Annotated in this window: 16 protein-coding genes; 4 read left to right on the top strand and 12 right to left on the bottom strand. The window is 46.5% G+C overall.

The genetic code is table 11. The annotated features are described in order from the left end of the window. Position 1: 1 nt before the first annotated feature. Positions 2-772: a spore coat dTDP-glycosyltransferase SpsA gene (gene spsA / locus DIC78_RS11985; protein ID WP_103671841.1), complete on the bottom strand. Its 771-nt coding sequence runs from the start codon at positions 770-772 to the stop codon at positions 2-4. 320 nt (positions 773-1,092) lie between these two features. Between spsA and gerQ the strand changes: the two genes are divergently transcribed. Next, positions 1,093-1,638: a spore coat protein GerQ gene (gene gerQ, locus DIC78_RS11980; RefSeq protein WP_024123267.1), complete on the top strand. Its 546-nt coding sequence runs from the start codon at positions 1,093-1,095 to the stop codon at positions 1,636-1,638. Positions 1,639-1,684: 46 nt separating this feature from the next. Here gerQ and DIC78_RS11975 read toward each other — a convergent pair whose 3' ends face one another. The 3 genes from DIC78_RS11975 to DIC78_RS11965 form a co-directional block, all read right to left on the bottom strand. Beyond that, on the bottom strand, positions 1,685-2,056 hold the full coding sequence (locus DIC78_RS11975) for a DUF423 domain-containing protein (protein WP_010332332.1): 372 nt from the start codon (positions 2,054-2,056) through the stop codon (positions 1,685-1,687). Between the two features lie 62 nt (positions 2,057-2,118). Further along, positions 2,119-3,441 (bottom strand): purine/pyrimidine permease, encoded by a 1,323-nt coding sequence (locus DIC78_RS11970; RefSeq protein WP_106019756.1) that lies wholly within the window; start codon positions 3,439-3,441, stop codon positions 2,119-2,121. A gap of 19 nt (positions 3,442-3,460) precedes the next feature. Further along, on the bottom strand, positions 3,461-3,778 hold the full coding sequence (locus tag DIC78_RS11965; protein ID WP_095712750.1) for a YwdI family protein: 318 nt from the start codon (positions 3,776-3,778) through the stop codon (positions 3,461-3,463). 166 nt (positions 3,779-3,944) lie between these two features. On the opposite strand from DIC78_RS11965, the gene DIC78_RS11960 reads away from it, so the two are divergent. Further along, positions 3,945-5,315, top strand: coding sequence for an aldehyde dehydrogenase (locus DIC78_RS11960; RefSeq protein ID WP_127696365.1), 1,371 nt, complete (start codon positions 3,945-3,947; stop codon positions 5,313-5,315). Positions 5,316-5,339: 24 nt separating this feature from the next. Here the strand turns inward: DIC78_RS11960 and DIC78_RS11955 are convergent, their stop codons facing one another. The 5 genes from DIC78_RS11955 to DIC78_RS11935 all read right to left on the bottom strand — a co-directional run bounded on the left by DIC78_RS11955 (position 5,340) and on the right by DIC78_RS11935 (position 8,474). Next, positions 5,340-6,017 (bottom strand): uracil-DNA glycosylase, encoded by a 678-nt coding sequence (locus tag DIC78_RS11955; RefSeq protein WP_127696364.1) that lies wholly within the window; start codon positions 6,015-6,017, stop codon positions 5,340-5,342. A gap of 13 nt (positions 6,018-6,030) precedes the next feature. Next, entirely contained in the window at positions 6,031-6,837 is an 807-nt protein-coding gene (locus tag DIC78_RS11950) for a glycosyltransferase family 2 protein (RefSeq protein ID WP_127696363.1), read from the bottom strand. Between the two features lie 95 nt (positions 6,838-6,932). After that, on the bottom strand, positions 6,933-7,460 hold the full coding sequence (locus DIC78_RS11945) for a hypothetical protein (RefSeq protein WP_024123274.1): 528 nt from the start codon (positions 7,458-7,460) through the stop codon (positions 6,933-6,935). Between the two features lie 47 nt (positions 7,461-7,507). Then, the gene (locus DIC78_RS11940) at positions 7,508-8,143 is read right to left on the bottom strand and encodes a permease prefix domain 1-containing protein (RefSeq protein WP_127696362.1); all 636 of its coding nucleotides are present in this window, start codon (positions 8,141-8,143) and stop codon (positions 7,508-7,510) included. Continuing rightward, the gene (locus DIC78_RS11935; protein ID WP_095712745.1) at positions 8,136-8,474 is read right to left on the bottom strand and encodes a PadR family transcriptional regulator; all 339 of its coding nucleotides are present in this window, start codon (positions 8,472-8,474) and stop codon (positions 8,136-8,138) included. The genes DIC78_RS11940 and DIC78_RS11935 overlap by 8 nt, the downstream gene beginning before the upstream one ends. A gap of 144 nt (positions 8,475-8,618) precedes the next feature. Here DIC78_RS11935 and DIC78_RS11930 point away from each other — a divergent pair, with 144 nt between their 5' ends. Beyond that, positions 8,619-9,434 carry a bifunctional hydroxymethylpyrimidine kinase/phosphomethylpyrimidine kinase gene (locus DIC78_RS11930; protein WP_024123277.1) on the top strand — a complete coding sequence of 272 codons (816 nt, stop codon included), beginning with the start codon at positions 8,619-8,621 and terminating at the stop codon, positions 9,432-9,434. 214 nt (positions 9,435-9,648) lie between these two features. On the opposite strand, the gene DIC78_RS11925 is transcribed toward DIC78_RS11930, so the two are convergent. The 3 genes from DIC78_RS11925 to scrA all read right to left on the bottom strand — a co-directional run bounded on the left by DIC78_RS11925 (position 9,649) and on the right by scrA (position 12,812). Beyond that, positions 9,649-9,897 carry a hypothetical protein gene (locus DIC78_RS11925; RefSeq protein WP_024123279.1) on the bottom strand — a complete coding sequence of 83 codons (249 nt, stop codon included), beginning with the start codon at positions 9,895-9,897 and terminating at the stop codon, positions 9,649-9,651. Between the two features lie 93 nt (positions 9,898-9,990). Next, positions 9,991-11,430 carry a sucrose-6-phosphate hydrolase gene (gene sacA, locus DIC78_RS11920; protein WP_127696361.1) on the bottom strand — a complete coding sequence of 480 codons (1,440 nt, stop codon included), beginning with the start codon at positions 11,428-11,430 and terminating at the stop codon, positions 9,991-9,993. Further along, positions 11,427-12,812 (bottom strand): PTS system sucrose transporter subunit IIBC, encoded by a 1,386-nt coding sequence (scrA, locus tag DIC78_RS11915; protein WP_127696360.1) that lies wholly within the window; start codon positions 12,810-12,812, stop codon positions 11,427-11,429. Before scrA ends, sacA begins: the two co-directional genes overlap by 4 nt. 299 nt (positions 12,813-13,111) lie before the next feature. On the opposite strand from scrA, the gene DIC78_RS11910 reads away from it, so the two are divergent. Beyond that, on the top strand, positions 13,112-13,879 hold the full coding sequence (locus DIC78_RS11910) for a formate/nitrite transporter family protein (RefSeq protein WP_127696359.1): 768 nt from the start codon (positions 13,112-13,114) through the stop codon (positions 13,877-13,879). The last annotated feature ends 18 nt before the right edge of the window (positions 13,880-13,897 follow it).

The following is a 13,897-nucleotide window of genomic DNA, read 5'->3' as shown; positions in this document are numbered from 1 at the left end:
CTCACCCCATTCCAAGCTTTTTTAATGATTCACGCAGTTCGCGGCAGTTGCGCTGAGGAGGAAGATTCCGAACGAACTCGTTTTTTTCTGACTCAAACAGCTGAAAATGAATGGATTGGTCTGTAATATAGTTCAGATCAAGCTCCTCGGCCAGCGGGTAAAACGGATAAAAATGATTGACTCTCCAAAAGAACCGGGCATCACCGATCCGATAAAACGCCGGGCTTTCATCCCAATAAGAGCCAAACGACTCCTTCACCTTCTCAAGCACCGAATACCTGTGCATCACCGAGCAATGGTCAATTGCGCACGGAGCGTTCCACGTTACTTGACTGGCGGGCCTGACAGTTTCTTTTATAATGTCTCGATTCTGGTTTAAATGATAGGTTTTCGAGCTTGAGTAGATCACAGCCTTTTCCGGGTGATCATCGAGTTCACGCACCATCTTTAACAGCCGATCCGGCATATAGATGTTGTCATCCGTCGCATAGGTGATATATTCACCCTCTGCCATCTCAATCGCTTGATTGATCAGGGCCGCGTATCTCGTTTTTTCCGTTCTTTCCTTCACTCCAGATACATCGCTTTGATAGAAATGCACACGGTTATCATTCAAAAAGGGACGGATTTCATTCAGCGTCTCTTCATTTGAGTTGTCATCCATAATAAACAATTCAAAATCAGAAAAAGTTTGTGAGAGTATGCTTGAAATGGATTTTGCCACATAATCGCTTTTGTTATAGCTCGTCATAATCACTGAAACTTTCGGCAAATCCTACACCTCCTTCTTGAATTTTCACACCTGAAACTAACGTTATCTTATGTTGCTTAAGCGCAAGTTGCGCTAGGAATACAGACTAATATGCGAAAAGATTGTGTACGTCCATTGAAAAAACAGTGATCGCCCAGAGAAATCGGCACGCTCACTGTTCTTTTTTTCAGCATATTCCAAGCTTTGGCCTCATAAGGTGAAAGAGATAAAAATCGCACTAGCGACTAAGATCGTTTGTCATCGGAGGTGAGTCATCTCGGATCGTTTATTTATACATCCGGAACATGTTCTGAATGGTTTTCATAAAAAGGAGGAACGATATGAAACCGAAAAAAAATCAATATCAGCAAATGCAGGGATATGATATGCAGGGGTATTCGCCTCAATTCGGCCCAAATCCGTACCCGCAGCCGCAAGGGCAAGGCCCGCAAATGCAAGGCCCACAAATGCAGACTATGGGACAAATGCAGCAAATGCCCATGCAGCAGGGGCAGCAAGGCTTCGGATTCCCCACTCAGCAGCAAGGCCAGGGCGGCGGGTTTCAAATTCCATCGGGGCCGACGCCATCGGGCGGCCAAAACATTCCCGGCATGCTGCCTGTCGAGGAATCATATATCGAAAATATACTGCGACTGAACAGGGGAAAAACGGCTACCATCTATATGACATTTGAAAACAGCAAAGAGTGGGGATCAAAGATTTTTCGCGGCGTCATCGAGGCTGCGGGCCGGGATCACATTATTATCAGCGATCCAAAGACAGGAACCCGCTATCTTCTGCTGACGATCTATCTTGATTACGTTACCTTTGATGAAGAAATTGCATATACGTACCCATACTCGATGTCATCCTATTCGCCAAGATAGAGAAAAAAAGCCAATCACTCATAATCATGAGGATTGGCTTTTTTATTTATAGATATTTGACGGCTGCGACAACGATCATGATCCAAGAAATAATGAACGCCACACCGCCAAGCGGCGTGATTGCCCCGAGAATGGAAATTTGCGTCACACTGAGGATGTATAAGCTTCCGGAAAACAGCACAATCCCCGCAAACATCAGCCAACCGGCTGTTGTGACGCTGCCGATGCCAGACAGTTTATCCGCAAGAAACGCGACAACAAAAAGCCCCAGCGCGTGATACATATGATACTGCACGCCTGTGTGCCACACCTGAAGATATTTATCAGGAATTTTCCCTTCTAATCCGTGTGCGCCAAATGCCCCGAGGCCCACGGCAAGCATGGCATTAATAGCGCCTAATATAATAAATACTTTCATCTATTCTCTCCCGCCTTTTCGTTAAACTCATATCAATTATCATATCGCACCTGTATGAAAATTCAATGTTTGTTCTCTGATGACACGAGATTGTCGGATTTTCTCCTGCGCCAAAGCTGAAACTGATCCATCGCTATTGCAGCAAGCGTCCCTAAGACAAGCCCGTTGCTTAACAGAGAAATAAACACCGGATGCATATCCTTTAATGCACTTTCTGGCACAAACATAATGCCGACACCTGTAAGCAGTGAAATGCCGATCACAGCCCGCACTCTTTTCAGCTCTGATTTCTCATAGGAATCAAATTCAGTAAACGCCAAACCAACCATTGCCGAGAACACAACAAAGTTTACCGCGAATCCAACGGGTGACGGCAGACTCGCAAACGCATTCATAAAAAACGGAATCACGCTGATGAAAACGACCAGCATACTGCCGAGAACAAACGGCTTTTTAGAAGGCATCTTTGTCGTTTCAATAAAACCCGCGGCTCCCGAAATCGGAACCGGTGCAATGGCTCCAGACAAACCGCTCAGCAAATGGCTGAATGCAGCCGCAAAACCGGCAGGGCGCTCATGACGCTTTCCATCTGTCTGTTTGCCGAATTTTTTCACCGCAATGTCCACAACCTTCATACTTGCCAGCATGTTAACGATCAGCAGGATCGTAATAAAAACCGAGGTGATGGCTAGGCCGCTGTTAAATAACGGAGCACCGAACGGAAACAGAGACGGCAGCTGAAACAGCCGATCCGGCATTTCGATCGGTTTCGCAACGCCCGCAGCCGCAAACAGCACCCATCCGCCGAAAAGGGCCAATAAAATAGAATATTGCTTTAAAAAAACGATATGAGAATTTGACATGATAAAAGCTGCGGCGACGACAACCAGCGCCAGGACAAATACAAGACCGTCCACGCTGTCTTTTAAATAGCCGATGCCGAGAAGCCCTTTTATTATCGGCTGGCTCAGCTGCATGACGAGCAGCAGCAAATAGACCCCTGTCACAACCGGAGTAAACAAGGCAGCAAGCCGGTCAATGACCTTGAAGACACTTAACAAAAAGAAACATACAGCGCTTACAAGAAGCGCCCCCTGCAAGCCGCGCAATGTTTCGCCATATGTCGCAAACACCGTTCCGGTCAGGCCGCCGTAGATCGTGTACACTCCCCACCACAAGCCGGCAGGGCTTTCATTTATAGGCAGCCGGTGTCCTTTCAAACACTGAATAACTGCGGCAATTCCCAATACAAAAAAAGTGCTTTGAATCAGCCGTGCAGAATCTGAATGATCCAGATGAAACGACTGGGCAACCGCCACCGGAACAACAATCGCCGCGGCAATCATAAACGCTGTCCATTGCAGAGCGCCAAGAACCAATTTCACGTAAGCTCAACCTTTCTGATTAAAAATCAAATAAAGACTCTCCGTTTCCATCCTCTTCCTGCTTATCTTTTTCCTGCTTCCGATATTTGTTTAATCCCGCGCTGCCCATCATTTTTTCCATCAGCAGCTGGTCTGTCGAAGGCGGCGCCGAAGGACTTGCCGTGACACTCGGCTGAATGCGCGGCGTGCTCCCCGTCTCCGGCTGATCCAGCACGACGTCGCACAAAGAACGGACGACCGCCACGTGACGCTTCAGCTCCTCATCACCTTCAGCCGTCTTTGCTTTCTTCAATTCCTCTTCCATCTTCTGAATCAAAGCGGATATATGAATGTTCATAAAAAATCCTCCAAAAATAAAATGTAGTCTCCCTGCATTTTATCAAATTCCCGCCGCAAACGCAGACAAGAGTTTGTTATTTTTTCTGACAAGCGCCTCGCATTTGACAAGCAGAAGACAATTTTCACATAATGAATCACCATGACCCGCAGGAAGGAGAGAGAATATGAACAGCATCCCCTCTATTGTCAGCAGCCATCAAGCATTTTTCGCGGCAGGGCATACGAAATCAATTGACTCAAGACTGGACGTCTTAAAGAAACTGAAACACACCATCAAAGCGTATGAAGCAGACATCACAGCCGCTCTCTATCAGGATCTTCACAAATCTGAACAAGAAGCATACTCAACGGAAATCGGCATCGTTCTGGAGGAAATCAGCTTTGTGATGAAACGGCTGAAAAAATGGGCCAAGCCGAAAAGAGTCAAAACGCCATTAACCCATATCGGTTCCAAAAGTGTCATTATCCCCGAGCCGTATGGCACCGTCTTGGTGATTGCGCCATGGAACTATCCCTTCCAGCTGGCGCTTTCTCCACTGATCGGAGCCATTGCGGCCGGAAACACGGTCGTTCTCAAACCCTCAGAATATACGCCAGCTGTTTCGGCTGTTCTTTCCGATCTCATCCGCGACGTTTTTCCGGATCATTATGTCGCTTTGGCGGAAGGCGGGCCGGACATCAGCACAGCTTTATTACAGCAGCCGTTCGACTACATATTTTTTACGGGAAGCGTCGCCATAGGAAAAGTTGTCATGGAAGCGGCGGCCAAACAATTAATCCCTGTCACCTTAGAGCTGGGGGGCAAAAGCCCCTGCATCGTGCATAAGGATGCTGACATCAAGCTTGCCGCCAAACGCATCGTCTTCGGGAAATTTACGAATGCGGGCCAAACCTGCATCGCACCGGATTATTTGCTCGTTCACAAAGACATCAAAATAGCGCTTGCGGAAGAAATGAAGCGTGTCATTGGCGAGTTTTACGGACCGCAGCCCGAACTGAATCCGGCTTATGGCAAAATCGTCAGTGAACGCCACTATCAGCGGCTGCTGAGCTTTCTGAAAGACGGCGTCGCGCTAAGCGGCGGCCAAGCCGATCACAGGCACCACAAAATAGCGCCGACCATTCTCGATCAAGTCACAGATGATTCCCCTGTAATGCAAGAGGAAATTTTCGGACCCATTCTTCCGCTGTTTACATATCGCGGCATCGATGAAGTCATTGAGAAAATCAAGTCGCGTCCCAAGCCGCTCGCCCTGTATGTGTTTACGACAAACCAAACAATTGAACGAGAGGTATTAGAAAACCTGTCGTTTGGCGGCGGCTGTGTCAACGATACGTTAATGCATGCCGCGACACCGTATTTGCCATTTGGCGGCGTGGGAGAAAGCGGAATCGGCAGCTATCACGGATTTGACAGTTTTAATACATTTACGCATAAAAAAAGCGTCGTCAAGCAAACGAACCGCTTCGACTTCGCTTTCCGTTATCCATCCTCCAAAAACGGCTTGCGTTTGATTCGAAAAATACTCAAATAAAAAAGCGCAGGCCATCTGCGCTTTTTATAAATCCTTTATACACCAATCAATCGGAGCCTCACCCATTTTCTCCAAGAAGGCATTTGCCCTTGAAAATGGCCTGCTGCCAAAAAATCCGTTTCTTGCTGAGAACGGGCTGGGATGCGTCGATTCAATAATAAAATGCTTGGACGTATCGATCCGTTCTTTTTTCATTTGGGCATGCCGGCCCCACAATATAAAGATGATCGGCCGCTCTCTTTCATTCAGCACGTCAATCATCCGGTCAGTCAGCCGCTCCCAGCCTTTTCCCTTATGGGAATTCGCCTGTCCGCGCCGCACCGTGAGCACGGTATTCAGCAAAAGAACCCCCTGCTTCGCCCAGCTGACGAGCGACCCGTGATTCGGTATGCTGCATCCGATATCATCCTGAAGCTCGAGAAAAATATTTTTTAATGAAGGCGGCTGCTTCACGCCCGGCTTTACGGAGAAGCTTAAGCCTTGAGCCTGTCCAGGCCCGTGATACGGATCTTGGCCGAGAATGACCACCTTGACATCATCGTACGGCGTATAGTGCAGCGCATTAAAGATATCGCGGCTGTCCGGATAGATCGTCTCCTCCATGTATTCCCGCTTCAGCATTTCTCTCAGCTCTTGATAATACGGTTTTTCAAACTCTTCCTTCAGCTGTTCCCACCAGCTGTCCTGTAAAAGCTGTTTCAAGATGCAAACCTCCTTACGAACGATGAAGTCTGGAATAGACAGGTTTGCCATCCCAAACAATCTCACTTTGTGCTTCCCGTCTCTTCATCTCAGGCTCTTCAAGCAGGACGGCAAAGTTTTTCGTCGGCAGTTCCCCTAGTCCGTGCTTCTCGCTTAAACGATCCAAATATTGCTTCCGCTTGGCGCCAAGGTCTGCGGACTGATTGTCTCCCGCGTCACTGAATGCATATATTACACTGGCACAAGGCACACGCTTGACCCGGTAATCCTTCGCTGCACGCAAGTAAAAATCCCAGTCCCAATAATTATGCACATCAGCATCGAAATACCCGATCTCATCGTGCAGGAAACGTCTGTACATGCTGCCCGACGGCACGTAGGTCGAGAACACTCTCATATCCTCATAATCAGCGGTATACGCAAATAACTTCCGCGAAATCGGATATCTTGTCCCTTCCCTCTCTTCAAACGACACAATTTCGGCATCAGAATGAACGAAATCTGCCGTTTCCATTTCCTTCGCCATTCTTTCCAGATGGCCCGGCGTGAAGAAATCATCATCATCACAAAGCATGATACAGTCGCCTGACACCTCTTTGACACCCGCATTTCTCGCGGCCACATGGCCTGAGTTCTTCTCTAAATCAATCACAACAATCGGCAGCTCCGGATACAGTGCTTTGGCCCGCTCAACCGATTCCCCGGCATCATTGACAATAATGACTTCATACGGCTTCATAGTCTGCTGCGAAATCGACTCCAGCAGCTCGCACAAAGCCGGAATCCGATTATAGGTCACAATTACGATAGAAATCTTCATGATGCTCTCCTTCTCATTTTCATAGTCATGTACTATTAAAACATATATTGGACGGGAGATCAGTGGGAAGATCCTACCGAACTGTGAAATGGAAACTACAGAAACAGCAATGTGACGCCTACCAGAAGCACCATAATCAGCATCAGATCTGCGCATACACGAACGACATCTTTCAGGCGGACGCCATTCGGCAGGACGAGATGCCACAGCTTCGATTGATAGACCGGCAGCAGCACCAATGCGTAAGAAAGGCACAAAAAAGTGAATGCCGGCGGAACAAAAGCACAGCCTGCATCGTCCCAATCCCTCACAATTTCAGAAACACTCGTTCCATCTGATAAGAACAAACCAATCAGCAAGGCCAGCAGAACAAAGGACCCCAATTGAACATCAAACAGACGCATGCGTTGGTGGCAAGCAAGCCTGAGTGCCCAAAACCAGCCTATAGAATAGAAGAATAATAGAAAAATGATTGCACCAGCAGTAAAAACAACATCTGGCAGCCTATCGAGCAAAAAAACAAGCGGTACGGACACAGCCATAACCAAAAGCATGGAGGCACCCACAAACAAAAATACAGCCACATGAATAACAAAGCCATATAAACAAGAGCCGAGTCTCATGACAATCCCCCTTATTACATAGAATTTCTATGTATATACCTAAAAAATCAGGCAAGCTGGCACCTGCCAAAATAACAGCCTATTCGTCCGCACGCCGGAAATAACAGCGTAGCACAAGCACACGCCCCTATAAACCAAGGTGTCAGCAAAGATTGAAACAGCGCAGCAGGAACGAGATCAAACAGAAAAACAAACATAAAAATAACGTTCGGCACCATGGAAATAAGAATCGTATGTAAAACAAGCCGTTCACCGCGTTGCCCGAACTCCCTGACGCCTTGGTACCCAATCAGCACCCAATAGAGAATATAAGCAGCTAAAATCAGCCACACAGAAACAGAAATGCCTTTCCACACTGCATGAACAAAGGGAGATTCTAACCATGCATGCAATACCGTAATGATAATACCTGCTGCAAATAAAGCACTATTGCAGAAAAGATGGAATAATAAAAACGTACGGGCGGATACAGGCTGTTCTTTCTGAAAGGAAGATACAATCTCATCCGGTGTGCCAAAATCCCGAAGCAAACATTCCATGGCTTCCACCTCACTCTTTCCCTCTTGAATGAAGTGAAACAAGTGGTGTTCAATATGGTTTTCGATCTCTTCGATCATCGCTTCACAATCAGAAACCCCTTTAAGCCCGTTTTTCACTTTATATAAATAAGTCTCTTTATCCATTCTGTCCGCCCCGCTTCAGCATTCGGTCCATCATGGCTGAAAACATGCTCCATTCCTTTGTGCGCTCTGCCAGGATCTCTCTGCCGTCTTCTGTAATCCGATAATACTTACGATCCGGGCCTTTCTCCTGCTTCTCCCAATAGGAAGAAATATATCCTTGCCGTTCAAGTTTATGAAGGGAAGGATACAATGTTCCCTCTTTCATTTGCAGTTCATGATCGCTGCGGCTTCCCATCTCTTTTACAAGCTCATAGCCATACATCGGCCTCTCACTCAGGAGCGTTAATACCAATATCACAGTGCTGCCTTTAATCAGCTCACGATTTAACATGACAAAACCCCTACCTAGTTTTCTTATGTAGCATTTTACGAAATCACCCTGATACTGTCAATTGATTCCTATAAACCTTTCATATTGTGATAAGCAGAAAATCTAACTATAATGAGATATAAAACATTGATGGAGGTTCAACACATGTCTATGCATAAAGCACTCACGATTGCCGGCTCCGATTCCAGCGGCGGCGCGGGAATTCAAGCTGATTTAAAAACATTTCAAGAAAAAAACGTATACGGGATGACGGCCTTAACGGTGATCGTCGCGATGGACCCAAACAACAGCTGGGACCATCAAGTCTTTCCGATCGATCCTGACACGATTCGCGCCCAGCTCGCAACGATTGTAGACGGCATCGGTGTGGACGCCATGAAAACAGGAATGCTGCCAACCGTTGAAATTATTGAGCTTGCGGCGAAAACGATCAAGGAAAAACAACTGCAAAACGTCGTGATTGATCCGGTTATGGTTTGCAAAGGGGCAAATGAGGTCCTTTATCCAGAGCACGCGCAAGCCCTGCGTGAACAATTAGCACCGCTCGCTACCGTGATTACGCCAAATCTGTTCGAAGCCAGCCAGCTCAGCGGCATGGGCGAATTAAAAACGATTGAAGACATGAAAGAAGCGGCGAAAAAAATCCACGCCCTCGGTGCTCAATATGTTGTGATTACAGGCGGAGGCAAGCTGAAGCACGAAAAAGCTGTAGACGTTCTGTATGACGGAGAAACAGCGGAAGTCCTTGAAAGCGAAATGATTGATACGCCTTATACACATGGCGCCGGCTGTACGTTCTCCGCAGCGGTGACAGCAGAACTCGCAAAAGGTGCGGAAGTCAAAGAAGCGATTTACGCGGCGAAAGAATTTATTACAGCTGCGATTAAAGAATCCTTCCCGCTGAATCAGTATGTCGGACCTACGAAGCATTCTGCTTTGCGCCTGAATAAGCAATCATAAGCGTAACAGGCTGCCTTATAAAGAGGCAGCCTGTTTTTATGTTCAATCTTACATATTGGGACGCTCTGTCGCATTCCATTTCACATCTTCGTAACCGTCCGCCTCAAAAATGTCTATATCACAAGAGTCTTTGTGCGTTTCATCTGCCGCTTCCATACTTGAAAGTAGTCCTCTTTTGCAACAGAAAAAACTGCCGATCACATCGGCAGCCTGTTTATTTGGTTTTTAAATTGTTCGCAGATGACCTCAAAAATGTTTCTATCGACTGAACAAAAAGTGCATATTCCTTCATTTGTTCATATGCCCGTGAAAGGGTTTCTGCCGCTTCACTATGCGGCGATGTTCCCCTAAGCATTTTTTTCAGCTGAAGAAGCACATCCTTATATTCTTCCCGCTTATCCTCAACATGATCCGCAGCCTTTTCTAAACATTCCGGTGTTATCTTCTGTTCATGTATATTCAAGAAAACAACTCCTTTTACAGAAAAAAATAGTAGGTTATCGTTGAAGAATAGCACAGATGGCACAGATTTCACATAAGAAAATAGGAGGATTTTCTACATAAGTGTCCAAATTCCGACTTTCATTTCAGATTTTCCATTTGATCTCGCTGTCACTTCATCATTTCCCGGGAAAGGAAAATATCTCGCACTGAATACCTCTTCCCCATGATTGATAAAGACTTCCACAGATGACGCGTCGATAAACATGTGCACTGTGTGCAGATTGCTGATTCGGCAATGTCTCACTTCTGTTCTTGTACCGTCAAAGCTTGTGCGCGTTAGCGTGATAAGCCCTTCTTCCTTCTGGAAAGAGAATGTGGCAGTGGCTCGGATATCGATTTCAAAACCAGACTCCGTATTAATGTCTTCAATCAAAATCTCAGCTCTTTCAGGATTTTCGACTGGCAGCGTACCAGACGATCCATACATGTTGATTTGAACTTCCTGCCTATTTTTCCGCATCGCTTTCAGCTCGGGAAGCGGCTGCTGAATCAGCTTCTCCCCTGATAGCGTCAGCTGTCTCGGCAGCGTCATGCAGTGAATCCAGTGATAATCTTTCGTCGGATGATCCTTCTCATCCTGATCAGGTACAGCCATCCACGCAAACAGTATCCGGCGTCCCTGATCGTCTTCAAGTGTTTGCGGCGCGTAAAAATCAAAGCCTTGATCAAGCTCCGTAAACGCAGCATGCATCAGTCCCGTTTTTTCATAATCGAGCCGGCCTACAAAATATCCAGATTGATACACATTTTGATAATGATAGCCATCAGCTTCAAGTCCTTGGGGCGAGACAATCAGCACTTCGGAGCCTTGAAGAGAAAACAGGTCAGGGCACTCCCACATATACCCGAAACCGTTCAGTCCGTTGAGGCCGGCACCTGTTATCGGGCCGAGAAACGCCCATTCTATCAGGTTATCGGAAGTAAACAAAACAGCTTGGCCTTTCATGTTCTCCGTTTGTGCACCGATCACCATATACCATTTTCCTTCATGCTCCCACACCTTCGGATCGCGAAAATGAGCTGTATAGCCTTCCGGAAGGCGGGCGACAACACCTTTTTTCTCAAAGGTCAGGCCATCATCCGATACAGCAAGGCACTGATACGTTTCCCGATTCCCATCCTGATCCCTGACATTTCCTGTGTAAAACAGATAGAGCCGGTCATCCTTGACAACAGCGCTGCCCGAGTAGCAGCCGTTTTTATCAAACCAATCACTCGGAGCCAGCGCAATCTCTTCCCGCTTCCAATTCACAAAATCGCGTGTCGTATAATGCCCCCAAAACTTTGCGCCATGCCCCGTCTGAAACGGCTGCCACTGAAAAAACAAATGATAGACTCCTTTCCAATACACCACGCCATTTGGATCATTCAGCAAACCAACCGGAGGCATAATGTGAAAGTGCTGGCGGTGCGGATCGCTGGCAGCGATATGTTCTTTTTTCTCAACTTCTTCATAAGCCCGGCGACGCAGCTCCTGATCATGTGCTGTCATTTTTTTCTCTCCTCATCTTCATTAATTTTCATGACAAACGCCGCAATGAATGCTGATACTGCTGCAATAACCATTCCAATCATATAGTTTACTAGATTTCCAAAGCCAAACGGTGCTGCAATGGCGATCATCGGAATGCCTGTTAACCCGTAAGCGTTTGCAGCAACATGTGTAAATACGACATACGCGCCGCCCAACGCGCCCCCGATCATGGCGGCGATAAACGGCTTCCGGTATCGAAGGTTCACCCCGAAAATGACAGGCTCTGTAATGCCTAGAAAAGCGGAAAATGCCGCCGGAAGAGCGATTTCCTTCGTTTTTGCCTTTTTCGCTAAAAAGAAGACGGCAAGGCCTGCCCCGCCTTGGGCGACATTCGCCATAGACCAAATCGGCAATAAATAGTTCCTGCCAAGATCTGAAATAAGCCCCGCTTCAATCGCATGGAAGCTGTGATGAACACCTGTCAGGACGATCAGTGAATAGGTGCCGCCGAAAAGAAGGCCTGCGACAAAACCGGCATGATCATACACATATGTTAAAGCAACAGTAATACCGGAGCCAAGCGCTCTTCCTAGAGGACCGATGGCAATAAATGCGACAAACCCGGTGACAATGACAGTAACAAAAGGCGTAACAAGCAAATCGACCGCATGCGGAACCACTTTTCTTGTCCATTTCTCTACCTTGCTCATGACGTAAACTGCCAGCAGAACAGGGATGACAGTTCCCTGATATCCGAGAAGCGCGATATCAAACCCGAAAAGATGCATATAATCAGGTGATGCTTCCGCCAGACCCCATGGATTCAAAAGAGTGGGGTGTATCATGATTCCCCCGATGACCGCTCCTAAATACGGATTGCTTCCAAACTCTTTTGAAGCGCTGACCCCGATCAAAATCGGCAGGAAGATAAATGCCGCGCTTGAAAACATATCGAGGAGCTGCAGCAGCGCAGAGTCCTTACTCATCCAATGAAAGGCATTGATCATTCCCAATAACCCCATTAACAGGCCGCTGGCTACGATGGCTGGAATGATCGGAACAAAAATATTCGAAAGCGTTTTCGCAAATCTCGCCGCAGGGTTCAGTTTCTCTTTAGCAGCATCCTGGTGATTCACATGTTCTTCACGCTCTACATCGGCTTCCTTAGAAAAAGCGTCATACACTTTATTGACAAGGCCTGTTCCAAAAATAATCTGGTATTGGCCTGAACTGCTGAAAGCGCCTTTGACGCCTTCAAGCTCTTCTACTTGTGCTTGATCTATCTTTGATTCATCCTTAATCACCAAACGCAGTCTTGTCGCACAATGAGCCGCGCTGATGATGTTTTCTTTTCCTCCGAGAAGCTCAATGAGGCGTTTTGCAGTCTCTTTTTCATTCATCTATTTCTCCCCCTTTTATAAACAAAAAAGACCTAAAATTCGCCAACGAATAAAGGACACAGCGATCCTTTTTCATTTACGCAAATTTTAGGTCTTGCCTGCTTTACCAGTCACAATCCCGCTTATTCAAATAAAGAATACGCTTTCATCATAATTGATGACAGCGTTTTCGTCAACTGTTTTTTTAGATAAAAAGTGATGTAAAACATTTAGACAAAAAGTCGTAAATATTAATTGTGAAATACTTCACAATATCGTGCTATACTATGCTCATCTATCAAAGAAAGCAGGAAAAGACAATGGAAACTCAAGCATTGCAAAAGGTTGAACAGTATGCTTTAAGAAAACAAAACATATTCGTTTCAAGCAAAATCCGTTATTTGCTCAGATCCATTTTGGCCAGCATGTTTATCGGTTTTGGCATTACAGCCGCAAGCAAAACAGGCAGCTATTTCTCTATTGCTGACTCACCGTTTGCCTTTCCGGCTGCCGCTGTGACATTTGGAGCTGCTATTGTATTAATTGCCTACGGAGGCGGGGATTTATTCACCGGCAACACCTTTTATTTTACTTATACCGCACTCCGGAAAAGAATCCGCTGGCGCGACACCCTGTACCTGTGGGTTTTCAGCTATACCGGCAATTTGATCGGAGCCGTTTTGTTTGCGATTCTTATCAGCGCAACCGGGCTCTTCGAGGGGGCATCCCATTCCTTTTTGATTCATCTGGCAGAGCACAAGATGGAGCCGCCTGCCTCAGAGCTGTTTTTCCGAGGAATGCTGTGCAATTGGCTTGTATGTCTCGCTTTTTTCATTCCGATGTCTCTCAAAGGAGAAGGGGCAAAGCTGTTTGCCATGATGCTTTTCGTTTTCTGCTTTTTTATTTCCGGTTTTGAACACAGCATTGCCAATATGTGCACATTTGCGATCTCACTTTTGATCGATCACCCTGATACAGTCACACTGGCGGGAGCAGCCAGAAACTTAATTCCTGTTACACTCGGCAATCTGGCCGCAGGAATTGTGATGATGGGCTGGATGTATCACACGCTGAATGCCGATAAATAAAAAAACTTCCAGAGATCA

The organism is Bacillus halotolerans (assembly GCF_004006435.1).
GTDB classification, from domain to species: domain Bacteria; phylum Bacillota; class Bacilli; order Bacillales; family Bacillaceae; genus Bacillus; species Bacillus halotolerans.
This window is presented reverse-complemented; position numbering and strand designations above follow the sequence as displayed.